Here is a 24279-nt window from a genome sequence, read left to right as displayed (position 1 = left end):
GCAGACCAACCTGCTGGCGCTCAACGCGGCCATCGAGGCGGCGCGCGCCGGCGAAGCCGGGCGGGGGTTTGCCGTGGTGGCCGGCGAGGTGCGCCAACTCGCGGAAAAAAGCGCCCAGGCCACCCAGGAAATCGTCGCGCGCATCGGCGAGGTGCAGAGCAATATCGACGAGGTCAACCAGTGCATCGAGGCGCAGGGCCGCCAGGCCCGGGGCTTCAGCGACACCACCGGTGCGGCGGTGACGGCGATGCACGGGCTGCACGCGCTGGCGCTGCGCATGCGCCAGGGCATCGAGGCGTCCGCCCGCCGCGCGGCCATCGAACGCGCCAACCTGGATGAGCTGGGACTGAAGTTCGTCGTCTACAACCACCTGCTAGGCAACGGCGCCGACACGCCGCAGCTGCCGGATGAGCACGCCTGCCGCTTCGGCCAGTGGTACTACGCCGAGGATCGTCGCGACCGCGAGGGCGCGCTCCGGCAGATCGAGGCACCGCATACCGCCGTGCACGACGAGGCCCGGGCCGCGCTGGCCGCCTACGATCGCCAGGCCCTGGAGGACGCCCTGCGGCACCTGGGCGGCATGGAGCAGGCCAACCGCGAGGTGATGCGCATCGTCAACCAGCTGGTGGCGGAGCGCGAAGCGCACGGTGCCTAGGGGGCATCGCCGTCAGAAGGAGTGCAGGATGCGCCCCAGCACGTCCATGGCCCGCTCATGGACCGGGCTCCACGGATGGCCGTGGTTGAGCCGGGCACAGTGGCCGAAGCCCTGGCTGGCGGAGAAGATCGGCCCCGGCGCCAGGCTGATGCCCTGGGCCAGCGCCAGTTTGAACAGCACGAGCGCGTCGACCTGTTCGGGGAATTCGAACCACAGGAAGTAGCCGCCGGTGGGCTGGGTGACCCGCGTGCCCGCCGGGAAATGCCGCGCCGCCGAGGCCAGCATCGCGCCCTGCTGCGTTTCCAGCGCGTGGCGCAGGCGCCGCAGATGCCGGTCGTAGCCGCCATGCTGCAGGTAATCGGCGATCGCCGCCTGGGCGGGAACCGACGGCGACAGGGTGGTCATCAGCTTGAGCTTGGCGATGCGCTCGGCATAGCGCCCGGCCGCCACCCAGCCGACCCGGTAACCCGGAGCCAGGCACTTGGAGAACGAGCTGCAATGCAGCACCAGCCCCTCGTCGTCGAAACTCTTCACCGGTCGGGGCGGCTGGTTGCCGTAGTACAGCTCGGCATACACATCGTCCTCGATCAGCGGCACCTGGTGGCGCTTGAGCAGCTGGCAGAGTGCGCGCTTCTTGTCGTCGTCCAGGCTGGCGCCGAGCGGGTTCTGCAGGCTGCTCATGAACCAGCAGGCGCGGATCGGCATCCGCTCCAGGCGCTCGGCCAACTGGTCGAGATCGATGCCGGTGCGCGGATGCACGGGAATCTCCACGGCCTTGAGCTGGAGGCGTTCCAGTACCTGCAGGCAGGCATAGAAGGTCGGCGACTCGATGGCCACCAGATCGCCCGGCTGGGTGACGCATTGCAGGGCCAGGTTGAGGGCTTCCAGCGCGCCATTGGTGATGACCAGCTCCTCCAGCGGCAACATCACGCCATGCACCATGTAGCGCAGGGCGATCTGCCGGCGCAGGTCGGCATTGCCGGCGGTCATGTCGGCAATCACCTCGTGGGGCGACAGGTGGCGCAGGGCGTGGGCCATGGAGCGCGCCAGGCGTGGCAGGGGGAACAGGTCGGGGCTGGGAAAGGCCGAGCCGAACGGCACCGTGTGCGGGTCCTTGAGCGAGCCCAGCACCGAGAACACCAGTTCGCTGACGCCGACCTCGGTGGCCTGCGCCGACGGCGGCCCCGGCTCGGGCATCGGCAGCGGGCCCTGCTCGCGCACGTAATAGCCCGAGCGCGCCCGGGCCTGGATCAGGCCCCGGTCCTCCAGCAGGTAATAGGCCTGGAACACCGTGGACGGGCTGACGCCGTAGGTGCGGCTGGCATGCCGCACCGAGGGCAGCTTTGCGCCAGCGGCCAGCACGCCGGTGTGGATGAGTTCGGCGATCTCGTCGGCGAACTTTTCGTAGCGCTTCATGCGGTCCTGATCCGTTGCTGGGTCGGCGGCACTCTAACAGGCCGCCGGCGGTGTCAGCGCTGCGGTGCGATGAAGGTGGAGGGCGTGTCGACCCGGCGCTCGGGATGATCGAGGTCGCGCAGCGCGAAGCGGATCTCCGTGGTCATGCCCTGTCCCCGGTCCGAGACGCGGGTGATGCTGACCGGAATATCCAGGATCTCGCCGGCCGCCAGCCGGAACTCGGCCGGCGCGTTGAGGCGCAGCGCGTCGCCGGCGTCCAGCGCCAACTGGTAACGGGCCGGGCTCTGGGTCTTGTTGATCAGCTTGAGACGGTAGATGTTCTCGATCTGCCCCTCGGTGTTTTCCCGGAACAGGCCACGGTCGCGGGTCACGTCCAGCGACAGCAGCGGCCGCGCGGCCAGCGCCCAGATGAACAGGGCGATCATCACCGACAGGGCAATGGCGTAGCCGACCAGGCGCGGACGCAGCCAACGGGTGCGCCCGCCGTCCAGTTCGCGTTCCGAGGTGTAGCGCACCAGGCCGCGCGCATAGCCCAGCTTGTCCATGACGGTGTCGCAGGCGTCGATGCAGGCGCCGCAGCCGATGCATTCCAGCTGCAGGCCGTCACGGATATCAATGCCGGTGGGGCAGACCTGCACGCACAGCGTGCAGTCGATGCAGTCGCCCAGCCCGGCGGCGCGCGGTTCGCTGTCCTTGCGGCGCGCTCCGCGGGGCTCGCCACGGGCGCTGTCGTAGGCGATCAGCAGGGTATCGCGGTCGAACATCACGCTCTGGAAGCGCGAGTAGGGGCACATGTCGCGGCAGACCTTCTCGCGCAGCCAGCCGGCATTCAGGTAGGTGGCGGCGGCGAAGCCGACGACCCACAGCACGCCGGCATCGAGCAGCCGCAGCTCAAGCAGGTCCTGGAGCAGGCCGCGAATCGGCGTGAAGTAGCCGACGAAGGTCAGCCCGGTGACCAGGCTGATGCCCAGCCACAGACCGTGCTTGGCGCCGCGCTTGCGCAGCTTATTCCATGACCAGGGCGCCGCGTCCAGCTTGATGCGCTGGTTGCGGTCGCCCTCGGTGACCTTTTCCACCCACATGAACACCCAGGTCCACACGCTTTGCGGGCAGGTGTAGCCGCACCACACCCGGCCGGCGGCCACGGTGATGAAGAACAGGCCGAACGCGCAAATGATCAGCAGCGCCGACAGCAGGATGAAGTCCTGCGGCAGGAAGGTGGCGGCGAAGATGTGGAACTGGCGGTTGGCCAGATCCCAGAGCACGGCCTGGCGGTCGTTCCAGGTCAGCCAGACGGTGCCGAAGAACAGCAGGAACAGAAACCCCGAGCCGAGCATGCGCAGCGTGCGGTAGCGGCCGGTGAAGCTGCGGGTGTGGATGGCGCCTTCAAGCGGGCGAGCCGGCTTGCCGGGGTCGATGGTCTCGATGACCCGGGCAGGGATGCGTTCGTTCATGGGAGGTTCCCGACAATCGTAATGGGCTGCGGGAATGATCGGGGGCGGGCTGATTTAAAAACAGGCTCAGGTTTTTGATAAAAAACCGTATCAGATGGAGCCGGCGGGACCTTGCGTCCCGCCGGCGGCAGCGCAGCGGCTACTGAATCACCCCACAGGCCACCCGGGCTCCGCCGCCGCCCAGCGGCTGCGGATGATCGGCGTGGTTGTCTCCGCCGGCGTGCACCATCAGCGAGCGGCCCTTGATCGCCTCTTCTTTCTTCAGGCGCGGGGCCAGCACCGGCTGGCGGGCGTTGCCTTCCTCGTCCACGTACAGCGCCGGCAGGTCGCCCAGGTGGCCGTCGCCCCACGGCGTGCCGTGCTTGCCGGTGTTCTGCGGGTCGTAATGCCCGCCGGCGGCTGCCGCCGCGGTGGCGGTGCCGTTGACCTCGGCCGGTTCGCAGCTGGGATTCTGATGCACATGAAACCCGTGCAGCCCGCTGGGCAGCCCGTGCAGGTTGGGGGTGAACACCAGGCCGTATTCGGTGGTGGTTATGGTGACCTCGCCCAGCGCCTGGCCGACGCCATGGCTATCGACCGCGTTCAGGGTGACGGTGGTATCGGCAACGGCGGCGCCGCTGCCAAGCAGCAGGGCCAGCAGGGTGATGTTCGGCTTCATGGGCTCTCCTCAGAGGGGTTGTGAACCCAGAGAGCATAGCGACGGGATCGGGAATCGCCGGCGCTCGACGATGAACCCGGTGGGAGCGAATTCATTCGCGAGCTTTTGGTCGCGGCCAGACGCAGGACCCGAGGCGGTCTACCTCAGGGGCGTAGGGCGGACAACGTCGTTCTTGTCCGCCAGACAGCGGTATCGGCGGAGCGCCCAGCGGCGGACAGGTGAAGCGTTGTCCGCCCAACGCCAGGCTCGGCAACCGCCGGGCTCAGTGCGAGGTGCCTTCCACGAAGCCGATCTTGTTGCCCACGTTGTACTTGCCCGAGGGCTTGTTCATGGGGATGCGCTTCACCTCCTTGAGGGTGTCGGACTCGATCACCAGCAGCGCGCCGTCGGTGTCCCACACGCTGAGCAGCAGGTGCTTGCCGTCGCGGGTGAACTCCACGTGGGCGGCGTTCTTGCCGGGCATCGGCCGCAGGGTGTGGGCGACCTTGAGGGACTGCTTGTCGATCAGGTGGATGGCGTCGTTGTTGGGGCCGAAGAACACGTCGGTCCAGGCGTACTTCGAGTCGGCGTGGCTGCGCATGAAGAAGCCCGGCCCTTCGGTGGGGATTTCCTCGATCAGCTTCCAGCTCTGCATATCCAGCACCGAGATCAGCCCCTGGCTGACGTTAGGCGTGGCGAACACCCACTGGCCGTCGCGCTGCCAGTAGATGCCCGAGCCCAGGTGCGGCATGCCCGGCAGCGGGATGTCGGTCAGCGCCTTGCCGCTGTCCAGGTCGATCACCTGGCCGCCCTTGGCCTTGCGCGAGGTGGCCAGCAGCTGGCGGTAGTCCGGGGTGAAGGAGAAGTCGTCGAGGAAGTCCGCCGCCGGGATGCGGCGCGGTTCGAAGGTCGGCTGGCCGGCGTAGGACAGCTCCCACACTTCCTGCACATCCTTGAGCGCCACCACGAAACTGTCGCGCGGCGGCGCGGTGTACACGGCGCTGACCCGGGAAATCGTGCCGTCCAGACCCTGGGCCGGGATGCGCTTGACCAGCGACAGGTCGCGGGCGTCCAGCACCACCAGCTCGCCCGGCAGGTAGTTGCCCACCAGCGCCCAGCGGCCGTCGTTGCTGACCGCCAGGTTGCGGGTGTTCAGGCCGGCGCGCACCTCGGCAATCATCTTCAGGTTGTGCAGGTCGTAGACGCTGATCCAGCCGTCCCGGGAGGCGAAGTAGACGAAGCGCCCGTCCGGCGAGAACTTCGGCCCGCCATGCAGGGCGAAGTGCGACTGGAATTTGGCCAGCTCCTCGAAGCGGTCGCCGTCGAGGATGCGCACCTGATGGTTGCCGGCTTCCACCACCACGAACAGGTTGAGCGGATCGGCGCCGTGCTGCGGGGTGTCCGGTAGCTTGCGCACATCGGCCAGCAGACGGTGGCTGGCGCGCAGGTCGGCGTCGGTCCATTGCGGCGCCACGGCGGGCGGGGTGTACAGGTAGTCGGTCAGCGCCTGGACCTGGCCGTCATCCAGCAGGTGCCCGTAGGCCGCCATCTGGCTGGCGGGGCGGCCGTCACGGATCACCTTTTTCGCCTCGGCGGGCTTCAGGCGGCCGAGGCTTTCCGGCAGCAGCGCCGGGCCGGCGCCGCCCAGGCGATTCTCGCCGTGACAGGACTGGCAGTGCTGGCGGTACAGGGCATCGGCGTCCAGCGTCGCGGCGGCCGCCTTGGGGATGCACAGGTCGAGGGCCACGAAGGTCGCCGCCGGCAGGGCGGCGATGGCCAGCAGGGTCATGATCAGTCGCATGGGTCTTCCTCCGTGGCGACGAGGCGCGCCGGGAACTGCGGAGTGCGCTCGGCGAACAGACCGACCACCTTGCCGATCACCGTCAGGGCCGGCGCGCTCAGCTGGTTGCTGCAGGCCATTTCCTCCAGCTCCGCCAGCGTGCCGCGCACCACGCGCTGATCCGCATGGGTGCCACGGCTGATCAGCGCGGCCGGGGTATCGGCGGCCAGGCCGGCGGCGATCAGCTGGCGGCCGATCACCCCGAGGCTGGCCAGGCCCATGTAGAACACCAGGGTCTGGCCGCCGTTGGCCAGGCTGCTCCACGGCAGCTTCAGCTCGCCGTCCTTCTGCAGGTGGCCGGTGATGAACTGGCAGGAATGCGCCAGGTCGCGGTGGGTGAGCGGGATGCCGGCGTAGGTGGTGCAGCCTGAGGCGGCAGTGATGCCGGGCACCACCTGGCAGTCGACGCCCTGATCGAGCAGGAACTCCAGCTCCTCGGCGCCCCGGCCGAAGATGAACGGGTCGCCGCCCTTCAGGCGCACCACGCGCAGGCGGTCGCGGGCCAGGTCCAGCAGCAGCTGGTTGATCTGTTCCTGGGGCAGGCTGTGGTAGCCGCTGGCCTTGCCGACGTAATGGCGGGCGCAGCGCGCCGGCAGCAGGGCCAGCAGTTCGTCGCTGACCAGGCGGTCGTAGACCACCGCGTCGGCCTGTTGCAGCAGGCTCCAGGCGCGCAGGGTGAGCAGGCCGGGATCGCCGGGACCGGCGCCAACCAGGGCGACCTCGCCGGGTACGAGGGACGCGTGCAGTGCAGGGGGGAGGGTGAGCTGGTCCATGCGGACTCCTTATCTCGTCTCATCGGCGGCTCTGGTGGCCGCTTGTGTCGGATGCGGTCAGGCGAGCTGCACGCTGGGAATGCAGTGGGTTTCCGGTAGGCCGATTTCCGTGTCGCTCAGGTAGCAGCCGGGGTCTTCACCCCACAGGTTGCCTTCGGCCCAGGCGCGGGTACGGGTGTTGCCGTTGCAGATCGACAGCCACTGGCACTCGGCGCAGCGGCCTTCCACGGCGCGCGGGTGTTCGCGCAGGCGCAGCAGCAGCGGATCGGGGTTGTCCAGCCAGATGTCGCGGAAACTGCGCTGGCGCACGTTGCCCACGGTGTGCTGCCACCAGTAGGTGTCCGGGTGCACGGCGCCGGTGTTGTCGATGTTGGCGATGCCGCTGCCCGAGGCGTTGCCGCCCCAGGCGCGCAGCATCTTCTCCAGGCGCGCGGCGTGCTGCGGCAGGCGCTCGCGCACCCACTGCAGCAGCAGGATGGCGTCGGCGTCGTTGTTGCCGGTGACGAAATCGGTGTCGCGGCCGTTCACCACGTCGGCCCAGGCCTGCTCGAACAGCTGGCCCATGGCGTCGCGGGTCATGCGGTGATGGGCGTCGGCCTTGCGGCTGCGCTTGCCGCGCCCGCTGTAGTTGAGGTGCGAAAGGTAGAACTTCTGCACGTCGTGCTCGCGCATCAGCGCGAGGATCTCGGGCAGTTGCGGGTAGTTGTACTGGGTGAGGGTGGTGCGCAGGCCGACGCGGATGTCGTGCGCCCGGCACAGGTCGATGGCATGCATCGAGGCGGCGAAGCTGCCCTTGAGCTGGCGCCAGTCGTCGTGCACCGCCTCCAGGCCATCGATGCTGATGCCCACGTAGTCGTACTGGGCGGCGACGATCCGGTCGATGTTGCCCGCGTCGATCAGCGTGCCGTTGGTCGACAGCGCGACGAAGAAACCCTTGTCGCGGGCGTAGGCGGACAGCTCGAAGATGTCCTCGCGCAGCAGCGGTTCGCCGCCGGAGAGGATCAGCACCTTCACCCCGGCGGTGTGCAGGTCGTCGATCACCCGCAGCGCCTCGGCGGTGTCCAGCTCGTCGCGGAACTCGCTGTCGGCGGAGGTGGCGTAGCAGTGCTTGCAGGTGAGATTGCAGCGCCGCAACAGGTTCCAGATCACCACCGGCGGCCGGGTCCCCGGCGTGCCCCGCGCGCCCAGCACGGGACCGGCCTCCGGCCGGGCCAGCGCGCGCAGGTAATGGCTGATTCGCAGCATGGACAATTCTCCTCGCGAGACCGAATAGGCCTCCTTTGCGTGGGAGAATCGCCGAGCCGGCCGTCTCGCTCCTTGATCAGAAACAAGCAAAGTGCTGTGCCACAGCCTGATCGATTAGGGAGCGCGGATATGTCGCGGTGGAGGCGCACGCGCCCTGAGGAGGCGAGGGCGGTTGGTGGTGATGTTGCAGAGGCACAACGGCGGCGTTCCGGCAGGGCGGTCGGCGCTTTCTCGGTCGCCGATTCGGATTGCACCGAAGCCACGCCCGGTGGCCTACGCTACGACCGGCCGACGCTTTCACGATCGCCGATGTTTATTGCAGCGAAGCCGCAGGGTTCCGGTTGCAACGAGATCGCCGTCAATCCGGGCACAGGCCGCTGTGCATAGACTCGGGCTCCCCGACCATCGCCGAGGAGCATCCGTGGAAACCGGAGATTTCGTTGCGCTCTACTGCCTGAACAGCCTGTTCTGGAAATGGATCATCAGCTGGGGCGGCGCGCGCTGGCTCGAAGGCTGGAAGAGCATGGTGTTTCTGGAGTGGTTCGCGTGGGGCTGGAACGCCGAGCAGATCCGCCTCTATGCGCTGGTGGCGTGGGGCTTTAGCACGCTGTTTTTCGTGGTTGGCCTGTTCAAACCGGAATGGCGGTTCTGAGCCCGGCGCCGTCAACGCACGCGTAGGGAGGTCGGCGCTTTTCCGGCCGCCGCTGGTTCTGCACCGGCAGTTCACCGAAAAAGATACGGATATAACTTGGAAGGGAATTAAATGAAAAAAATCATGGGTGCTTCAGTCATTGTTGCATCAAGTTTTTTATTGAGTGCCTGCCATATCCTGGGCGTGGATGTCCCTTCCATCCCTGAATTGGTTCAAAAGAACCACTGGGAAGGAAAGCCCATCGATGCCGCCATGGTTAAGTGGGGGCAGCCTTTGAAAGCCGAGAAAATCAACAATGAAATAACGGCTTATATTTGGGATTTTTCTCGTACCCGAAGCATAACGTATGAGGCAGATAGCTATGCCTACTACAATACGGACCGTCCTGGCATGACGACTGGCATTGTGTACGATACGAAAAACGTTAACGTCAAATGCAAGCTGATTCTTCAGGTCGATAACCAATCAAAGTTGATTACAAATTATCGTCTTGATAAGGATTACACGCGCGCAGGCCCGTGCCAGCACCTCTTTTATGGTGACTAAGTACACGGGCTAGCCACAAAACCACACCGATGCCTCGTCCGCCAGGCACAACGCCCCGGCTGCGCTAATCGTTGGGCGGTCGGCGCCTTTCCCCGGCCGCCGTTGGGCTCTGCACCGGTCGGAACCGTGGGGTCGCGGCCAGGCGGGGCCGGGGGTATCCTGTCGCCCCGGCCATTCTCCGAGCCCGCCATGCTGCACATCTCCAACTCCGTCGAACTGCCCGACAGCGAAATCGAGCTGAGCGCGATCCGTGCCCAGGGCGCCGGTGGGCAGAACGTCAACAAGGTATCCAGCGCGCTGCATCTGCGCTTCGATATCCGTGCCTCGTCGCTGCCGGAGTTCTACAAGGAGCGCCTGCTGGCGCTGCGCGACAGCCGCATCACCGCCGACGGGGTGGTCATCATCAAGGCGCAGCAGTACCGCACCCAGGAACAGAATCGTCTGGATGCCCTGCAACGCCTGGCCGAGCTGATTCGCAGCGCTGGCAAGGTGGAGAAGGCTCGGCGCCCGACCAAGCCGACCCTTGGCTCGAAAAAGCGGCGGCTTGAAGGCAAGAGTCAGAGGGCGGCGATCAAGGCTGGGCGGGGGAGGGTGGAGTATTGAAGGGGGCGAGCAGGCGGTGAAGCCAGCCAGGGGGCACTTCCTGTATCCCCCTTTACATGAGCTTAAGCCATGGCGTCTAGTTCTGCTTGTGTGCTGTATAAGCCCTTATGAGTTCCATTAATAATTGAATTCAGGGATTCCCTTAGCTCTTTATATTTTTCATTAGTTTCAAAATCAGCAGATGTTAAGTGCGTAAATAAATTGTATGGCTTGTCTTTAGTTGGAGATTCGTCGAGGTAGAAACCTTCAAAATCGGGGTTATGAACAACTGTCTTAACTCGTCCGTTTGTTGCATCAGCTAATGCTCGAATATTTAGGTTAATTGTCCACATAGCATTGGCTGCGCCATCTTTTCTGAGCTTTGTGTCTAAGTCGTGAACTGCAATGGCATTTGCGTTGAACTGATCAAATATCTTGATGAATGTGGGGATGTTTGCTTTTCCTCTGCAATTAATGACGCAATAACTTCCTTCCATGCCGCTTTTTTCTATTATGTACTGATAGGCTAGGTATTCGGTATCTCCCTCAACCAAGATGGAATTAGGGTAAAAGAAGAATTCATTCACCGTCGGACAGCAACGATTTAGCATCTTTAGATTTTCTCGCTCGTCAGGGCTAAATTGAGCTTTATCCGTTTGGAAGTACAAAACCCCCTGCTGGTTATTAGATACTTTAATTAGCGTAGTGTGGTCTTGGGTTAGGTCAATGAATACTGGTGAATGAGTGGTGCAGATTACTTGCCATCCATCTAAATCCGCCAATGCATAAATGGCTTTTCTGGCGGCTCTGATTAATGATGGATGAAGGTTTATTTCGGGCTCATCAATTAAAAGTACTTTTGGTGCTTCGTCCTGAATTACTTTTGTACCCTGCTTATACATCCCCTCACTACACAAAGCGTTAACGGCTGACCATAAAAAAGCCCTTTTCAATCCTGTCCCTTGATGCTCCAGAGATGATGGGTGGTTACTTGTTTTAATGTAAAACTTGCTTCCATCTTTAATGGCGTCTTCCGCTTTAAATTTTCCTACGCCGGTCTCAAAGCTTACAGTAGCGCCTTGAAAAAGTTTGTTTAGCTCCAATTGAATTTTATTGCTTAGCTGTCCAATGCTGCCAGAAAGCTCTTTGTCTACTTCTTGAGCAAGTTTTTCAATTTCTGCGACGATGCCGGCGATTTTACTCTTGTCATCTTTTAATTTCTTGGCGGCATTCTTTGATGCTAAGTCCTTTACAACTTTCTCTAGTGCATCGTAGCCGTCATTTGGATTTAGCCGTATTGGGATTGGCAATCTGCTCTGCAATATAGCATTCCATCCACCTGCGCCACCTTTTTTCCAATCATTCGTCTTATTGCTAAAGCTATATTTCACACCGTTTTCGTCTGGTGCTTCCCAGCGAATTTGAAATTTTGCACAGTCACCAAACTCAGGATCATTTTGCAAGTGCCACTCCTGGCCTAAAGTTTCGATGTCATCCTGCGTAACATCATTAAATACGCCTGTAATGATCACTGGATTAGCGAAATTTCGACCGTGGAAGTGATCCAGGCTTAAAGCGCTTCCCATGGAAACATAGGCTTCGTATGCATCTAGAATTGTAGACTTGCAGCTGTTGTTGGGGCCGACTAGGACGACAATGTTGTCGATGATTATTTTTATTTCTTCCTTAATACCCTTAAAGTTTGAGATTAGTAATGCCGATAACTTCATGGGAATATCCTTATCTATTAGTGTTGGTGTCTGGCTCAAAAGTGCAGCTTTTTTGGTTTGGCGTGTTGCTAGAGATTAATTCGCGCCCTACGCTGTATGGTTTTTTGCCAGCCCGAAATTATTACGCACTCACCGAATGCAATAATTCCGTAAATGATTAGAGGGGCGGCCTTTTCTAGCATGAAACTATCTGGCTCAAGGAACAGCCACATTGAGGGGAAAGTAAGCAGGACTCCGGCTGCAACTCTGATGATGCCTAGCGCACCAGAGCCGGCCTCAGTCAGAATTGTTGTGATGATTTTCCAAGTTTCTCTGGTCGAATCTGTAGGCTTCCAAATGAGCCAGCTTAGCCATCCAGTTAGAAGGGATGCGACAAATAGAGAAATAATGTAATAGTTTAGGAAGTTATTATTAGTGACAAGGACCTTGGTCATGATTTGAAGATTATTTGCGCCGCCTAGCAAGTAGCTGGCGATGAGCGGAACACCTCCAAGCAAGAATATTATGAACGCCTCGGCTGTTAGACGGTTATTCATTATCTCTACTCTATGAGTAATTAGATGTAATATTGTCTTGATCGAAAGGGGCAGATTTATTTTTCGAGATACCTAGCGGGTGCGCGACTGGCTAAAATAAATAAATCTGCCCGTTTTTATAGTCAAATTTTTTCTAGGGATATTACGTACTTACTTGCCTTTAAATAAAAAAGGTAGGCGGCCCCGGAATGCAGGGGCGTTTGACCGAAGGGTTATGTATTGCTAGCTGGTGTGGCACGAAGGGCAGCAGTAGTAGCAGCCATTAATTTGTGCCTGTGGCCATTGCCGCTTGGCATGTGCGACAGCGCCATGACAATTTAGATGCTCTCCGAGATCGACTTGGCTTTCTACGTGTGGCATGTAGGAACAGCCAGTTGTTTTGTTGTGAACTTCGTAGTCGCCGTTCGATTGCTGGTTGTTGTTAATGATAAATCTTGCCATCCGAATCTCCCTTTCTAACAGTAAGAGCAACTTGGTGGTGAGGAGTGTATAAAAGCGGTTAGATGGAATTCCACGCTTATGCATCTAACGAATAACCGAGGATTCGGTCGAGCTCCGTTCGGAAACACTCCCCGAGCGAAATGCTGTGCGAACCCATCGCTGACCTCCAGCCCCGCGGCCCTATCCCATATTCGCGTGCGCTAGACGCGCGCCGCACGCGCAACCTGAACACAGGCAAGTGCCAGCCACGTCGAAAAGCACGGTTCTAGAACATGCATGGGGCTAATGAAAAAAGCAGTAAGCAAGACAGCAATCCTTTGCCAGCGGAGGGAAGTCCGAAGTTAGCTCGGACGGTATGGGCAAACAATGACCATAAAGTCGCAGGTGCGGAGCCGAAGCATTTGCCTCTGGTTACACCCTCAACCCCGTCTTCTTCAATATCCGACTACTCACCAGCATCTCATCCCCCCGGCACGCCTCGCCCAGCAATTCGCGAATCTGCGCCCGGTACGCCTCGATCTCTTCCGCGCTACGCCCATGCACCATGGCGAACAGGTTGTAGCGCCAGCCGTCGCGGCGGGGGCGGCGGTAGCAGTGGCTGACGAAGGCTTGCGCGCCGAGCAGCGGGCCAAGGTGGGGGAGTTCGGCGTCGTCCACGTCCCACACGGTCATGCCGTTGTGGCGGTAGCCGAGGCGGTAGTGGTTGGGCACGGCGGCGATGCGGCGGATGGCTCCGTCGGCCTGCAGCTGGCGCAGCAGGTCGAGCACGGCCTGTTCGTCGAGGCCGAGCTGTTCGCCGATCCAGCCCCAGGGGTTGTCCACCAGCGGCAGGCCGGCCTGGGTGAGTTCCATCAGGCGGCGGACCAGCGCCCCATCAAACCTGGAAATGCAGGCCGACATGGTAGGTCTCCTCCTTGGGCAGGTTGAGCACCGGCAGGCCGGTCAGCGCTTCGATGCGTTCGATGGTGGCGGCGATGCCTTCGGGGGTGGCGCAGCCGAGCACGAACCACATGTTCCACTGGTGTTCGCGGCGGTAGTTGTGGGCGACTTCCGGCAGGCCGTCGAGGATGGCGGCCACGGCGTCGAAGCGTTCTTCCGGCACGGACAGGGCGGCCAGGGTGAAGGCGCCGCCCAGGCGGTCGATGTCGAACATGGGGCCGAAGCGGGTGAGGGTGCCGTCGTCCAGCAGGGCCTGCACGCGGGCGCGCAGGGTGGCGGAATCGCTGTGCAGTTCCTCGGCCAGGGCCTCCCACGGGCGCGGCACCAGCGGCAGGCCCAGTTGCAGGCGGTTGATCAGGTGGCGGTCGAGGTCATCCATGGGCGCGGTCCAGGGCCGGCGCGAAGCGCCCGCCGCATTGCTTGTAGGCGCGGGTGCTGAACAGCAGCTTGTGCGGCCGCTCGCTCAGGCCCAGTTCGGCCAGCAGCGCGGCGATGTGCGCGGTGACGCTGGCCCGCTCGCGGCCGTGCACCATGCAGAACAGGTTGTAGGGCCAGTGCGGCAGGCGGCGCGGGCGGCGGTAGCAGAGGTTGACCCCCGGCGCGGCGGACAGCCGTTCGCCCACCGCGTCCACCTCGGCGTCGGGGATGTCCAGCACCAGCATGGCGTTGGCGTGGATGCCCAGGGCGCGGTGCTTGAGCACCAGGCCGACGCGGCGGAACAGCCCCTCGCTCTGCCACTGGCGGACCTGTGCGAGCACCTGGTCTTCGGTGGCGCCGATGCGCTCGGCCAGCAGACGATACGGACTGGCTTCCAGCGGCAGGCCTTCTTCCAGCAGGCGGCGCAGGCGCACGGCCTGCAGGTCGTCGAGCGGCGTCATGGCAGGTTCTCCAGGGAAAAACCCAGGTCGATGCGGTAGGAGTGCTCCATCGGCAAATCGAGCGGGGCCAGGCCGGTGTCCGTCTCGATCTCGGTGAGCAGGCGATCCAGGCTGGCGCGATCCGGCCCGGTGAGCACGAACCACAGGTTGTAGGCGTGCTCGCGTCGGTAGTTGTGGTTGACCTCGGGGTACTGGCTGATGCGCGCGGCCACCTGTTCCAGGCGTTCGGCGGGCACCGCCAGGGCGACCAGGGTGCTGGCGCCGGCGCGGCTGTGCTCGAACACCGGGCCGATGCGCGACAGGGCATCGCGCTCTTGCAGTCGGCGCAGGCTGTCGAGCAGCGCCTGTTCGCTGCAGCCCAGTTCCTCGGCCATGGCCCGGTAGGGCTCGGCGCACAGCGGCATGCCGTGCTGGAAGCGTTCGATCAGTCGTCGGTCCAGCGGCTGGAGGCGGTCCATGTCACAGCCCCGTCTCGTGGGCGCGGCTGGTGAAGAAGATGCCGCTGGGGCTGTCGGCCGGCAGGCGCTGGATCAGCTCCAGGCGGTACGGGTCCCAGACCTGCACCTCGTTGTTGTCGCGCACCGACAGCCACAGCTGGTCGCCGCGCGCGGTGAATTCCATGTGCAGCACGGCCGGGCCGGGTTCCAGGGTCTTGATGACCTTGCGGGTTTCGGTGTCGATCACCTGGATCAGGTGGTTGTCCGGGTGGGCGAAGTTCACCCAGATCTGCCGGCCGTCCGGGCGGGCCATGACGAACACCGGCTGGCCGGCCACGTCGATGGCGCCGATCTGCTTCCAGCTGTGGCTGTCGACCACCAGCACGCGGTGCTGGCCGATGGCCGGGACGAAGGTCTGCTCGCCGGCCACGGTCCAGCCTTCCAGGTGCGGCATCTTGTAGACCGGCAGCTTCTGCTGGCCGCGGCCGTAGCCATCGAGAATGCGTTCGATGCCGCGCTCGGGGTGCCAGAGGTCGAGCTTGGCCATGCCGTCCTCGCCGAACAGACCGGCCACGTAGTAGCGGCCATCCGGGGTGAGCAGGGCGTCGTAGGGCTGTTTGCCGATGTTCTCGAAGCGGGTGACCTTCGGCGTGCGGCTTTCGCTGAAGTCCAGCAGCCAGGTTTCGCCGGTGTCGAACAGGCTGTAGATGAAGCCGTTGTTGGGCACGTCGGTGACGCCGACCACCCGGGAGTTGCGGCTGCCGTCGGGCAGCGGGGTGGCGGGGATGTCGGCCACCGGTTCCAGGGTCACGGCGTCGAACACCTTCACGCCGCCCGGCTCGTAGTTGCCCACGGCGATCAGCGTGCCGTCCTGGCTGATGGCGCCGCCGATGCTGTTGCCGCCCTGCACCACGCGCTTGACCAGGCGCTGTTCCAAGAGGTCGACCTTGCTCAGCCCGCCGTCGCGGCCGAACACGTAGGCGAAGCGCTGGTCGCGGGAGAACACCACCGAGGCGTGTGACAGGTCGCCCAGGCCCTCGATGCGCGCCAGGCGGGTCTGGCCGCTGGTTTCGACGAGCTGCAGGGTGCCGGCGGCGCGTTCGACCACCACGCCAAGATCACCGGTGCCGCGCAGGGTGGGCTGCGCGCAGGCGCAGAGAGCCAGGCTGGCCAGGGCCAGCAGCAGGGAAGGGCGCTTCATGTCAGGGATTTCCTTGCAGGAGTCTATCGACCAGCCAGGTGATTTCGCCGTCGTTGAGCAGGGCGTTCCAGCCGGGCATGGCGGTGCCGGGGCGGCCGTGGGTAACAGTGGCGATCAGGGAGTCGCGGGGTTTGCCGGCGAGGGCCTCGGGGGTGATGGCCGGGCCGAGTCCGCCGGTCAGGCGCAGGCCGTGGCAGGAACCACAGTCCTGCAGGAGCAGATGCTCCAGCTGGCGGCGGTCGATGGATTCATCGGCCGACACCGGGGGAATTGACAGCAGGGACGTCATGCTCAGGGCGGTGATGAAACTCAGCAATCGCGATCTGTTCATGACGTCCCCCTGCGGTTTACTTCTTCAGCGACAGGACCCACTCGGCGAGGGTCTTGGCTTCGGCGTCGGATACGGCGTTCGGCGGCATCGGGATCGGACCCCAGACGCCCTGGCTGCCGTTCTTGATGTGCAGGGCCAGGGTGTCGGCGGCACCGGCGACACCGGCGTACTTGGCGGCGATGTCCTTGAGGGCCGGGCCGACCATCTTCATGTCGGCGTTGTGGCAGGCAGCGCAGGGCTTGCTCTTGAACAGCGCTTCACCGTCAGCGGCCAGGGCCGGCTGCAGGCTCATGGCGGCGCCCAGGGCGAGCATCGGGAGCAGGACTTTCTTCATATAAAGACTTCCTTAAGGCTAATGGGACGGGCGGCGAACCCGTCCCGCGGAGGTACCTCAGTAAACGTCGTACTGAGTGTTGTGCACGTTGAATTTACCCGTCGGGGTAATCAACCTTTTGTCCCGGATCACTGTTTTGAGCTTGAGGGTCTTGTCGTCGACCACCACGATGGCCGATTCCTCGTCCTGACCGCTCCAAACCGAGAACCAGACTTCGTCGCCGGCCTTATTGTACTCAGGCTGCACGACGCGCTTGGCACCTTCCTTGATTCCGGACCAGTCGCCAATAGGCAGAACGGTGTAGCCGGCCGCCAGATTGTCGATGTTGAACACCGTCACCGACTGGCTGATCGCCGCGTCGGGGTGGAAGGTGGTATCCAGGTACAGGTTGCGTGATTTCGGGTGGGTCTTGATGAACAGCGAACCGCCGCCCTGGCCCTTGAGGGTTTCCACCACCTTCCAGGCGTGCTGCGGGTTCTTCTCCGGATCGGTGCCGATCAGCGAGATGGTCTCGTCGCCCAGGTGGCTGGTGGCCCACACCGGACCGTATTTCGGGTGGTTGAAGTTGGCGCCACGACCCGGGTGCGGGATCTTGCCGACGTCCACCAGGGCCGCCATCTTGCGGTCCTTGGAGTCGATCACCGCGACCTTGTTGGAGTTGTTCGCCGCCGTCATGAAGTAGCGGTGGCTGACGTCCCAGCCGCCGTCATGCAGGAACGGCGCGGTGCCGATGCTGGTGATGGACAGGTTGTCGATGTCCTCGTAGTTCACCAGCATGACCTTGCCGGTTTCCTTGACGTTGACGATGAACTCCGGGTGTTCGTGGGAGGCGATGATCGCCGCCACGCGCGGTTCCGGATGGTATTCCTGGGTGCCGACGGTCATGCCGCGGGTAGAGACGATCTGCAGCGGCTCCAGGGTTTCGCCGTCCATGATGGTGAACTGCGGCGGCCAGTAGTCGCCGGCGATCACGTACTTGTCCTCGTAGCCCTTGAACTTCGAGGTTTCCACCGAGCGGGCCTCGATACCCACCTTGATCTCGGCGACCTTGATCGGCTCCTTGCCCCACAGGTCGATCATGTCGATCTTGGCGTCGCGGCCGATCACCAGCAGGTAGCGGCCGGAGGCGGACATGCGCGAGATGTGCACGGCGTAGCCGGTATCGATGGTCTTGACGATCTTCTTGGTCTTGCCGTCGATCAGCGCGATCTTGCCGTCGTCACGCAGGGTGACGGAGAACAGGTTGGGCAGATCCAGCTTGTTCAGCTGCTTCTTCGGACGGTTCTCGGGCTTGACCAGCACCTTCCAGGAATTCTTCATCTCGGCCAGGCCCCACTCCGGCGGCGTCGGCGGGGTGTGCTGGATGTACTTGGCCATCAGCGTGATTTCGTCCTTGGTCAGCGCGTTGGACGTGCCCCAGTTGGGCATGCCGGCGGGCGAACCATAGGTGATCAGCGCCTCCAGGAAGGCCTGGCCGCGTTGCTGGGTGATGTCCGGGGTCAGCGGCTTGCCGGTGGCGCCCTTGCGCAGCACGCCGTGGCAGCCGGCGCAGCGCTGGAAGTAGATTTCCTTGGCCTTCTCGAACTCGCCGGCGGTCAGGTCCGGTGCGCCGGGGCTACGTACCACCTGGGCACTGGACGGATCGACGGCCGAGGCCTGGCTGGTGTAGGCGGCATCAGGGCTGTCGGGGGTAGTGGTCTTGGCGTGCGCGACGGCAACGCCGAGCAGCGAAAGAGCGGCAATGAACCCTGTCACTAGCGGTTTGCTTGCGGTGCTCATGCGAATCTCCTTAGGGCCGGCCTGGGTCGTATCGCGGCGGGCCATTACAGCGGGTACGGGGGTACTCGGTGAGTACATTTTTTTAGGATCGGTACTCTCTGTTCTGGGTAACTGGCTGTTTTCGATCTGGCCCTTGGGTCTGGTGAAAACTTTGCTCCGGGTCGATGCCCCTCACACCGAGGCCGGGCGCCGTGATGCGGGGCTAGGATCGCGCGCGGGCCTGAGGAAGGTCCTTGACGATAATCAAACGGTTCCAAAGCCCTGCCCGCGCACGAGGGCGGTCAGAACTTGGGGCGGACAGCGCTTTCCTGTCCGCCGATGGCGCCCGACCGCAGCCGCGCCCGGCGGACAGAAACGACGTTGTCCGCCCTACGGGTCACCTACGCACGATCGCAGCCGCGCAGGGGTGGAAATCCTGGATATAAAGGAAGGGAAAAAAACCGCGGCCGGGTCCCGGTCGGCCGCGGAAAGAGTACCCCCCGTCTCTGAAGGGACGGGGAGAGGTTCTTACAGACGCTTGGCGGTGATCCCCGCCTCGGCGTCGATGCCCAGCTGGTAGCCCAGCGAGACGTGGTGGTAGCGACCGCTGGCGTGGTCGTCGTGGATGGCGAAGCCGAAGTTGTAGACCTTGCCCGGTTCGAGCGTCACGTCGCCCTGGCCGCCGGCGAAGGCGCGGGTGAATACCACCGACCAGGTGCCGCCGTTCTGGCCGCCGGTGGCGCCCTTGAGCGCGCTGCCGCCTTCCATCACGCGCGCTTCGGCGATGTGGCCGTCGTAGGCCTTGTTCTCGCCGCTGCGCCACTGGTTGAGGTCGTAGTACACGCCGGCCGCCAGCGAGCCGTCCTTGACGTACTTGGTCTTCTGTTCGTCGCCGCCGGGCATGGTGCGCACGCCGTTGTGGCAGCTGCCCCAGCAGCCACCCTGTTCGGCCAGTTCCACCTGGGCGCCGGCTTCGAGCATGTAGGCGAGCTTCACCGGGTTCTTGGCGTCCATCTTCGCCGCGCCGGACGCCGCCGGCTGTTGCCAGCTGAAGCGCAGGTAGAGGTTCTGGCCGTCATGGGCGGCCTGTACCCGTGCATTGATGAAGGGCGCCTTGCCGGCGATGGGGCTGGGCTCCAGCTTCGCGCCGCCGACGATCTTCTTGCCCATGTCGCCTGCTTCCTCGGAGTGGCAGTCGGCACAGGTCTCGCCTTTCTTCAGGGCGCGGGCGCCGCCGTGTTCGGTGCCCTTGGTGATCCATTCCACCGGCGAGACGCCCGGGTAGAACAGGGTGATGTCAGTGGCCGGCACCGCGTTCCAGTCGGCGGGCGGGGCGGCGAGGGCGGCCTGGGTGGTCAGCAGCAGGGCGCCGGCAATTGCGGTATGCAGCGGGGAAAGCGTCATGGTGGGGTTCTCCGTCAAGGCTGTGTGGTCCGTCAGGCGGTCCTTATCCTTCGTCTTCCTCGGTCATGCCCTGCGGTTTGCGGTGGGCGATGCCCTTGTGGCAGTCAATGCAGGTCATGTTGTCTTCGCGGGCCATCTCGTGCTGCTTGCGGGCCCGTTGTTTCTGGCTGGCGGCGTTCATGCTGTCCAGGCTGTGGCAGTTGCGGCATTCGCGCGAGTCGGCGGCCTTCATGCGCGCCCATTCGCTGCGCGCCAGCTGCAGGCGCTTGGCCTCGAACTTCTCGGGCGTGTCGATGGTGCCCACCAGCTTGCCCCACAGCTCCCGCGAAGCCTGGATCTTGCGGACCATCTTGTAGGTCCACTCCTTGGGCACGTGGCAGTCCGGGCAGGTGGCGCGCACACCGGTGCGGTTGCTGTAGTGGATGGTCTGCTGGTACTCCGGGTACACGTTGTCGCGCATCTCATGGCAGGAGAGGCAGAAGGCTTCGGTGTTGGTGGCTTCCAGGACGGTGTTGAACCCGCCCCAGAAGATCACCCCGGCCGCGAACCCGACCAGCAGCAGGGCGCCGAGCGAGTAACGCGCGCTGGGCCGCTTCAGCAGGGCGAGCAGGCGCTTGAACGCCGACGTGCGAACTTCAGGGTCTTTCATGGTGTGGTCCTCGGCTCACCCCCGCGCCGGGCGCGGGGGTGGCGGCAGGCGATCAGTACACGTCGTGCATCGTGTTGAAGACGTTGAACTTGCCGGTGGGCGTGACGATCTCCGGATCGGTGATCACGCGCTTCACCTTCAAGGTCTTGTCGTCGTACACGACGATGGCGGACTGGTCGGTCTTGCCTCCCCACAGGGAGATCCACACCTCGTCGCCGGCCACGTTGTACTCCGGCTGCACGGCGCGGCGGATCGCCTTGCTCTCCGGCAGGCCGGAGTCCTTGGCGACGTTGAGCTGCTTGGGTGCCTTGTTCAGATCGTTCATGTCGAACACGTACACCGACTCGGCCACTTCACGCTCCGGGTTCATCGGCGCATCCGCCCAGAAGTGCCTGGACTTCGGGTGGGTCTTGACGAACAGGTTGCCGGCGCCCGGCATCTTCAGCTCCTGCACCACCTTCCAGTTGTGCTGCTTGTACTGGGCGTACTTCTTCTCTTCGGACGGCGTGGAGATCAGCGAGACCACGTCATCGCCCAGGTGGCCGGTGGACCATACCGGACCGAACTTCGGGTGCACGAAGTTGGCGCCGCGACCCGGGTGCGGGATCTTCGCGGTATCCACCAGCGCGGCCAGCTTGCCGGTCTTGGTATCCACCGCGGCGACCTTGTTGGAGGCGTTGGCAGCGACCATGAAGTAGCGCTTGGAGGCGTCCCAGCCGCCGTCATGCAGGAACTTGGCGGACTCGATGGTGGTGGTCTTGAGGTTCTTCAGGTCGGTGTAGTCCACCAGCAGGATCTGCCCGGTTTCCTTCACGTTGACCACCCACTCGGGCTTGATCATCGAGGCGACGATGGAAGCCACGCGCGGTTCCGGGTGGTACTCGCCGTCCACGGTCTGGCCGCGGGTGGAGACGACCTTGATCGGTTCCAGGGTCTCGCCGTCCATGATCGAGTACTGCGGCGGCCAGTAGGTGCCCCCGATCAGGTACTTGTCCTCGTAGCCCGCGAACTTGGAGACGTCCACCGAACGGGCGTCGGAGCCCAGGCGCACAGTGGCGACCGTGGTGGGTTCCTCGAACCACATGTCGATGATGGTGGTCAGGCCGTCGCGGCCAACCGTATAGACGTAGCGGCCGGAAGCCGACAGGCGCGAGATGTGCACCGCGTAACCGGTGTCGAGGATCTTCCAGATCTTGTGGGTGTCCCCGTCGACCAGCGCCAGCTTGCCCGCGTCACGCAGGGTGATGGCGAAGACGTTCTTCAGGTTCACCTTGTTCATCTGCTTCTTCGGCCGCTTGTCCACCGGCACGATCAGCTTCCAGCTGTCCTTCATGTCCTGCAGCGAGAACTCCGGCGGTACGTCCGGGGCGTTCTGGATGTAGCGGGCCATGAGGTTGATTTCATCCTTGGTCAGGATGTCGTCGTAGTTCACCATGCCGCCTTCGGTGCCGTAGGCGATGATGTTTTCCAGGCGCTTGGTGCCCAGCTTCAGGGTGCCGCCTTCCAGCTTGCTGCCGTCGGCCTGCACCTTCTCCCAGTGCGGCTCCAGGTTCTTGCCGGTGGCGCCCTTGCGCAGCACGCCGTGACAGCCGGCGCAGCGCTCGAAGTAGATTTTCTTGGCGGCTTCCTTCTCGGCCGCGGTCATGGCAGGTGCCGACGCCTGGGCGACACCCAGGCTCAGCAGGGAAAGGCTGGCGAACAGACCAGCCAGTAAGGGTCTTGCTACGGTGCTCGACATCGACATGTTCTTCTCCTTGTTGGAGCGCGTTGGCAGCTCCATGTAGAACGACTGCGTTTGCCACCGGGACCTTCTTGTTGGCAGGGCCGATCCTAGAGAGAGGCATCTGACGAGACGCTTGACGACAATCAAGAGGGGGCTCGGAAACCCTTGAGCGTGACGCCTTGTCGCGGGTAGGTTGCGGCCATGACCTACCGCATCGCTGAGGTATTTCCGTGAATGCAATCGAGAAGCCGGAGCTGAGCACGGCGCCCTTCTACCAGGCGCTGGGCAACGAGGTGGCACTGTTCGAGCAGGCCTGGAAGCAGGGGCTGCCGGTGCTCATCAAGGGGCCGACCGGTTGCGGCAAGACCCGCTTCGTGCAGCACATGGCGCACCGTCTGGGGCTGCCGCTGTATACCGTGGCCTGCCATGACGACCTGTCCGCCACCGACCTGGTCGGTCGCCACCTGATCGGCGCCGAGGGCACCTGGTGGCAGGACGGCCCCCTGACCCGCGCGGTGCGCGAAGGCGGCATCTGCTACCTGGATGAAGTGGTCGAGGCGCGCCAGGACACCGCCGTGGTCCTCCACCCGCTGGCCGACGACCGCCGCGAGCTGTATCTGGAGCGCACCGGGGAAACCCTCAAGGCGCCGCCCGGCTTCATGCTGGTGGTGTCCTACAACCCCGGCTACCAGAACCTGCTCAAGGGCATGAAGCCGTCCACCCGCCAGCGTTTCGTGGCTATGCGTTTCGACTACCCGAGCGAGGCCGAGGAAATCCGCATCGTGGCCAGCGAGTCCGGGGTGGACGAGTTGCTGGCGGCGCGCATCGTCAAGCTTGGCCAGGCGCTGCGCCGGCTGGAGCAGCACGATCTGGAGGAAGTGGCCTCGACCCGTCTGCTGATCTTCACCGCCAGCATGATCAAGGCCGGCCTGACGCCGCGCGAAGCCTGCCTGGCGTGCCTGGCCGAACCGCTGTCGGATGACGCGCAGACCGTGGCGGCGCTGATGGATGTGGTCGATGTCCATTTCGACTGATCCGGCCGTGCTGTCCGCCGGGGTGGCCCGCCGGCTGCCCGGCGACCTGGCGATGTGGATCTTCATCCTCGCCGAGCTGGCGGTGTTCGGCATCCTGATCCTCGCCTTCGCGGTCACGCAGATGCTGCATATCGATCTGTTCCGCGAAAGCCGCCTGGCGCTGGACAGCTCCACCGGCCTGGCGCTGACCCTGGGGCTGTTGACCTCGGGGCTGTTCGCCGCCCTGGCGGTGGAGCAGGTGCGCGGCGCACGCCAGGATCGGGCCGGTTGGCTGCTGCTGGCCGCGCTGGTCTCGGCGGGCGTGTATGTGGTGCTGAAACTGCAGGAATACGGGCATCTGGCCGGACTGGGTTACGGACTGGAATACAACACCTTCTTCACCCTGTACTGGCTGCTGACCGGCTTTCACTTCCTGCACGTGCTGCTGGGCATGCTGATCCTCGGCTACATGGCCAACCGCTGCCGCATCGGCGCTTACGCGCCCGGGACCTCGCGCAGCGGACTGGAATCCGGGGTGCTGTATTGGCACATGGTGGACCTGGTGTGGGTGCTGCTGTTTCCGCTGGTCTACCTGTTGGGCTGAGGAGGGCGAGTGAGCGCGTCGAAGACATTGCTGATTTGCTGGCTGGGACTGGTGCTGCTGTCGGTGGGCACCGTGGCCCTGGGAGGCCTGGGAACCAGCCTGGCCCTGGCCGGCGGCATGCTGGCGGTGGCGCTGGGCAAGGCCTGGCTGATCACCGACGGCTTCATGGAGTTGCGTCACGCCCCGTTGTTCTGGCGGGTCCTGCTGTTCGGCTGGCCGCTGGCCATGGCCGGTGGGGTGTGGCTCACGTTGTTGTAAGGGGTTCCTTTGTAGGGGTTGGGCCGGCGCAAGCCGGCCTTTTTTTGTCTCACATGCCGCAGAAAAAACGTAGGGCGGACAACGCTTCACCTGTCCGCCATCTGCGGCGCCGGGCCGGTACCTGGGCTGGCGGACAAGAACAACGTTGTCCGCCCTACGCCGGCTGGGCGGGCGATACCGGCGAACGAACGTAGGGCGGACAACGCTTCACCTGTCCGCCGCTGCGGTGTCGGGCCGGTGCCT

25 protein-coding genes and 1 pseudogene are annotated in these 24279 nt (G+C 63.7%); 7 read left to right on the top strand and 19 right to left on the bottom strand.

What is annotated here, in order from left to right; all coding sequences use genetic code 11:
• Positions 1 to 469 (top strand): annotated as a pseudogene (locus tag AS93_RS0106620) (methyl-accepting chemotaxis protein); the annotation flags it as partial.
• A 198-nt stretch (positions 470 to 667) separates the two neighbouring features.
• Here AS93_RS0106620 and mapR read toward each other — a convergent pair.
• The 6 genes from mapR to nirJ all read right to left on the bottom strand — a co-directional run bounded on the left by mapR (position 668) and on the right by nirJ (position 8020).
• Positions 668 to 2071, bottom strand: coding sequence for a GntR family transcriptional regulator MpaR (gene mapR / locus AS93_RS0106615; protein WP_027589881.1), 1404 nt, complete (start codon positions 2069 to 2071; stop codon positions 668 to 670).
• A 53-nt stretch (positions 2072 to 2124) separates the two neighbouring features.
• On the bottom strand, positions 2125 to 3525 hold the full coding sequence (gene ccoG / locus AS93_RS0106610) for a cytochrome c oxidase accessory protein CcoG (protein WP_027589880.1): 1401 nt from the start codon (positions 3523 to 3525) through the stop codon (positions 2125 to 2127).
• A 139-nt stretch (positions 3526 to 3664) separates the two neighbouring features.
• A complete protein-coding gene (gene sodC, locus AS93_RS0106605; RefSeq protein ID WP_027589879.1) occupies positions 3665 to 4183 on the bottom strand; it encodes a superoxide dismutase family protein in 519 nt (172 codons plus the stop codon).
• A 262-nt stretch (positions 4184 to 4445) separates the two neighbouring features.
• Positions 4446 to 5963 carry a nitrite reductase gene (locus AS93_RS0106600; RefSeq protein WP_027589878.1) on the bottom strand — a complete coding sequence of 506 codons (1518 nt, stop codon included), beginning with the start codon at positions 5961 to 5963 and terminating at the stop codon, positions 4446 to 4448.
• A complete protein-coding gene (gene cobA, locus AS93_RS0106595) occupies positions 5954 to 6775 on the bottom strand; it encodes a uroporphyrinogen-III C-methyltransferase (RefSeq protein WP_027589877.1) in 822 nt (273 codons plus the stop codon). The genes AS93_RS0106600 and cobA overlap by 10 nt, the downstream gene beginning before the upstream one ends.
• A 57-nt stretch (positions 6776 to 6832) precedes the next feature.
• Positions 6833 to 8020, bottom strand: a complete 1188-nt coding sequence (gene nirJ / locus AS93_RS0106590; RefSeq protein ID WP_027589876.1) for a heme d1 biosynthesis radical SAM protein NirJ — start codon at positions 8018 to 8020, stop codon at positions 6833 to 6835.
• A gap of 421 nt (positions 8021 to 8441) precedes the next feature.
• On the opposite strand from nirJ, the gene AS93_RS0106585 reads away from it, so the two are divergent.
• The 3 genes from AS93_RS0106585 to arfB all read left to right on the top strand — a co-directional run bounded on the left by AS93_RS0106585 (position 8442) and on the right by arfB (position 9821).
• Entirely contained in the window at positions 8442 to 8672 is a 231-nt protein-coding gene (locus tag AS93_RS0106585) for a hypothetical protein (RefSeq protein WP_051587363.1), read from the top strand.
• 111 nt (positions 8673 to 8783) lie between these two features.
• Positions 8784 to 9218, top strand: coding sequence for a hypothetical protein (locus AS93_RS0106580; RefSeq protein ID WP_027589874.1), 435 nt, complete (start codon positions 8784 to 8786; stop codon positions 9216 to 9218).
• A gap of 189 nt (positions 9219 to 9407) precedes the next feature.
• Positions 9408 to 9821, top strand: coding sequence for an alternative ribosome rescue aminoacyl-tRNA hydrolase ArfB (gene arfB / locus AS93_RS0106575; RefSeq protein ID WP_027589873.1), 414 nt, complete (start codon positions 9408 to 9410; stop codon positions 9819 to 9821).
• Positions 9822 to 9883: 62 nt separating this feature from the next.
• Here the strand turns inward: arfB and AS93_RS20180 are convergent, their stop codons facing one another.
• The 13 genes from AS93_RS20180 to AS93_RS0106520 form a co-directional block, all read right to left on the bottom strand.
• Positions 9884 to 11530 carry an AAA family ATPase gene (locus AS93_RS20180; RefSeq protein WP_081798237.1) on the bottom strand — a complete coding sequence of 549 codons (1647 nt, stop codon included), beginning with the start codon at positions 11528 to 11530 and terminating at the stop codon, positions 9884 to 9886.
• A gap of 68 nt (positions 11531 to 11598) precedes the next feature.
• Positions 11599 to 12066, bottom strand: a complete 468-nt coding sequence (locus AS93_RS20560; protein ID WP_155956116.1) for a hypothetical protein — start codon at positions 12064 to 12066, stop codon at positions 11599 to 11601.
• An 852-nt stretch (positions 12067 to 12918) separates the two neighbouring features.
• Complete coding sequence (locus AS93_RS0106570) at positions 12919 to 13407, bottom strand: Lrp/AsnC family transcriptional regulator (protein WP_027589872.1); 489 nt, start codon at positions 13405 to 13407, stop codon at positions 12919 to 12921.
• On the bottom strand, positions 13382 to 13825 hold the full coding sequence (locus AS93_RS0106565) for an AsnC family transcriptional regulator (protein ID WP_027589871.1): 444 nt from the start codon (positions 13823 to 13825) through the stop codon (positions 13382 to 13384). Before AS93_RS0106565 ends, AS93_RS0106570 begins: the two co-directional genes overlap by 26 nt.
• The gene (locus AS93_RS0106560) at positions 13818 to 14324 is read right to left on the bottom strand and encodes an Lrp/AsnC family transcriptional regulator (RefSeq protein WP_027589870.1); all 507 of its coding nucleotides are present in this window, start codon (positions 14322 to 14324) and stop codon (positions 13818 to 13820) included. The genes AS93_RS0106565 and AS93_RS0106560 overlap by 8 nt, the downstream gene beginning before the upstream one ends.
• Positions 14321 to 14782, bottom strand: coding sequence for an Lrp/AsnC family transcriptional regulator (locus tag AS93_RS0106555; RefSeq protein WP_027589869.1), 462 nt, complete (start codon positions 14780 to 14782; stop codon positions 14321 to 14323). The genes AS93_RS0106560 and AS93_RS0106555 overlap by 4 nt, the downstream gene beginning before the upstream one ends.
• Position 14783: 1 nt before the next feature.
• Entirely contained in the window at positions 14784 to 15962 is a 1179-nt protein-coding gene (locus AS93_RS0106550; RefSeq protein WP_027589868.1) for a cytochrome D1 domain-containing protein, read from the bottom strand.
• Between the two features lies 1 nt (position 15963).
• Complete coding sequence (locus AS93_RS0106545; RefSeq protein WP_037008655.1) at positions 15964 to 16251, bottom strand: cytochrome c; 288 nt, start codon at positions 16249 to 16251, stop codon at positions 15964 to 15966.
• Positions 16252 to 16309: 58 nt separating this feature from the next.
• Positions 16310 to 16627 (bottom strand): c-type cytochrome, encoded by a 318-nt coding sequence (locus tag AS93_RS0106540; RefSeq protein ID WP_027589866.1) that lies wholly within the window; start codon positions 16625 to 16627, stop codon positions 16310 to 16312.
• Between the two features lie 57 nt (positions 16628 to 16684).
• A complete protein-coding gene (locus AS93_RS0106535) occupies positions 16685 to 18406 on the bottom strand; it encodes a cytochrome D1 domain-containing protein (protein WP_027589865.1) in 1722 nt (573 codons plus the stop codon).
• A 507-nt stretch (positions 18407 to 18913) separates the two neighbouring features.
• A complete protein-coding gene (locus tag AS93_RS0106530; protein ID WP_027589864.1) occupies positions 18914 to 19789 on the bottom strand; it encodes an ethylbenzene dehydrogenase-related protein in 876 nt (291 codons plus the stop codon).
• A gap of 43 nt (positions 19790 to 19832) precedes the next feature.
• Positions 19833 to 20438 (bottom strand): NapC/NirT family cytochrome c, encoded by a 606-nt coding sequence (locus tag AS93_RS0106525; RefSeq protein WP_027589863.1) that lies wholly within the window; start codon positions 20436 to 20438, stop codon positions 19833 to 19835.
• 52 nt (positions 20439 to 20490) lie between these two features.
• Positions 20491 to 22182: a nitrite reductase gene (locus AS93_RS0106520; RefSeq protein WP_275451965.1), complete on the bottom strand. Its 1692-nt coding sequence runs from the start codon at positions 22180 to 22182 to the stop codon at positions 20491 to 20493.
• A gap of 233 nt (positions 22183 to 22415) precedes the next feature.
• On the opposite strand from AS93_RS0106520, the gene AS93_RS0106515 reads away from it, so the two are divergent.
• Genes AS93_RS0106515 through AS93_RS0106505 form a run of 3 tightly spaced genes read left to right on the top strand, consistent with a single transcriptional unit; the run spans position 22416 to position 24036 of the window.
• Positions 22416 to 23195 (top strand): CbbQ/NirQ/NorQ/GpvN family protein, encoded by a 780-nt coding sequence (locus AS93_RS0106515; RefSeq protein ID WP_234702662.1) that lies wholly within the window; start codon positions 22416 to 22418, stop codon positions 23193 to 23195.
• Positions 23179 to 23778: a cytochrome c oxidase subunit 3 gene (locus AS93_RS0106510; protein WP_027589860.1), complete on the top strand. Its 600-nt coding sequence runs from the start codon at positions 23179 to 23181 to the stop codon at positions 23776 to 23778. Before AS93_RS0106515 ends, AS93_RS0106510 begins: the two co-directional genes overlap by 17 nt.
• A 9-nt stretch (positions 23779 to 23787) precedes the next feature.
• The gene (locus tag AS93_RS0106505; RefSeq protein WP_027589859.1) at positions 23788 to 24036 is read left to right on the top strand and encodes a cytochrome C oxidase subunit IV family protein; all 249 of its coding nucleotides are present in this window, start codon (positions 23788 to 23790) and stop codon (positions 24034 to 24036) included.
• Positions 24037 to 24279: the final 243 nt, after the last annotated feature.

It is taken from the genome of Pseudomonas sp. RL, assembly GCF_000647775.1.
In the GTDB taxonomy this organism is placed as follows: Bacteria; Pseudomonadota; Gammaproteobacteria; order Pseudomonadales; family Pseudomonadaceae; genus Serpens; species Serpens flexibilis.
Note: the sequence above shows the minus strand (reverse complement) of the source record. Positions and strands in the feature narration are given on the sequence as shown.

Excerpts from the sequence above, each read along its gene's own strand:
- mapR (WP_027589881.1), bottom strand. The coding sequence starts at position 2,071 with ATGAAGCGCTACGAAAAGTTCGCCGACGAGATCGCCGAACTCATCCAC.
- ccoG (WP_027589880.1), bottom strand. The coding sequence starts at position 3,525 with ATGAACGAACGCATCCCTGCCCGGGTCATCGAGACCATCGACCCCGGC.
- sodC (WP_027589879.1), bottom strand. The coding sequence starts at position 4,183 with ATGAAGCCGAACATCACCCTGCTGGCCCTGCTGCTTGGCAGCGGCGCC.
- AS93_RS0106600 (WP_027589878.1), bottom strand. The coding sequence starts at position 5,963 with ATGCGACTGATCATGACCCTGCTGGCCATCGCCGCCCTGCCGGCGGCG.
- cobA (WP_027589877.1), bottom strand. The coding sequence starts at position 6,775 with ATGGACCAGCTCACCCTCCCCCCTGCACTGCACGCGTCCCTCGTACCC.
- nirJ (WP_027589876.1), bottom strand. The coding sequence starts at position 8,020 with ATGCTGCGAATCAGCCATTACCTGCGCGCGCTGGCCCGGCCGGAGGCC.
- AS93_RS0106580 (WP_027589874.1), top strand. The coding sequence starts at position 8,784 with ATGAAAAAAATCATGGGTGCTTCAGTCATTGTTGCATCAAGTTTTTTA.
- arfB (WP_027589873.1), top strand. The coding sequence starts at position 9,408 with ATGCTGCACATCTCCAACTCCGTCGAACTGCCCGACAGCGAAATCGAG.
- AS93_RS20180 (WP_081798237.1), bottom strand. The coding sequence starts at position 11,530 with ATGAAGTTATCGGCATTACTAATCTCAAACTTTAAGGGTATTAAGGAA.
- AS93_RS20560 (WP_155956116.1), bottom strand. The coding sequence starts at position 12,066 with ATGAATAACCGTCTAACAGCCGAGGCGTTCATAATATTCTTGCTTGGA.
- AS93_RS0106570 (WP_027589872.1), bottom strand. The coding sequence starts at position 13,407 with ATGTCGGCCTGCATTTCCAGGTTTGATGGGGCGCTGGTCCGCCGCCTG.
- AS93_RS0106565 (WP_027589871.1), bottom strand. The coding sequence starts at position 13,825 with ATGGATGACCTCGACCGCCACCTGATCAACCGCCTGCAACTGGGCCTG.
- AS93_RS0106560 (WP_027589870.1), bottom strand. The coding sequence starts at position 14,324 with ATGACGCCGCTCGACGACCTGCAGGCCGTGCGCCTGCGCCGCCTGCTG.
- AS93_RS0106555 (WP_027589869.1), bottom strand. The coding sequence starts at position 14,782 with ATGGACCGCCTCCAGCCGCTGGACCGACGACTGATCGAACGCTTCCAG.
- AS93_RS0106550 (WP_027589868.1), bottom strand. The coding sequence starts at position 15,962 with ATGAAGCGCCCTTCCCTGCTGCTGGCCCTGGCCAGCCTGGCTCTCTGC.
- AS93_RS0106545 (WP_037008655.1), bottom strand. The coding sequence starts at position 16,251 with ATGACGTCCCTGCTGTCAATTCCCCCGGTGTCGGCCGATGAATCCATC.
- AS93_RS0106540 (WP_027589866.1), bottom strand. The coding sequence starts at position 16,627 with ATGAAGAAAGTCCTGCTCCCGATGCTCGCCCTGGGCGCCGCCATGAGC.
- AS93_RS0106535 (WP_027589865.1), bottom strand. The coding sequence starts at position 18,406 with ATGAGCACCGCAAGCAAACCGCTAGTGACAGGGTTCATTGCCGCTCTT.
- AS93_RS0106530 (WP_027589864.1), bottom strand. The coding sequence starts at position 19,789 with ATGACGCTTTCCCCGCTGCATACCGCAATTGCCGGCGCCCTGCTGCTG.
- AS93_RS0106525 (WP_027589863.1), bottom strand. The coding sequence starts at position 20,438 with ATGAAAGACCCTGAAGTTCGCACGTCGGCGTTCAAGCGCCTGCTCGCC.
- AS93_RS0106520 (WP_275451965.1), bottom strand. The coding sequence starts at position 22,182 with ATGTCGATGTCGAGCACCGTAGCAAGACCCTTACTGGCTGGTCTGTTC.
- AS93_RS0106510 (WP_027589860.1), top strand. The coding sequence starts at position 23,179 with ATGTCCATTTCGACTGATCCGGCCGTGCTGTCCGCCGGGGTGGCCCGC.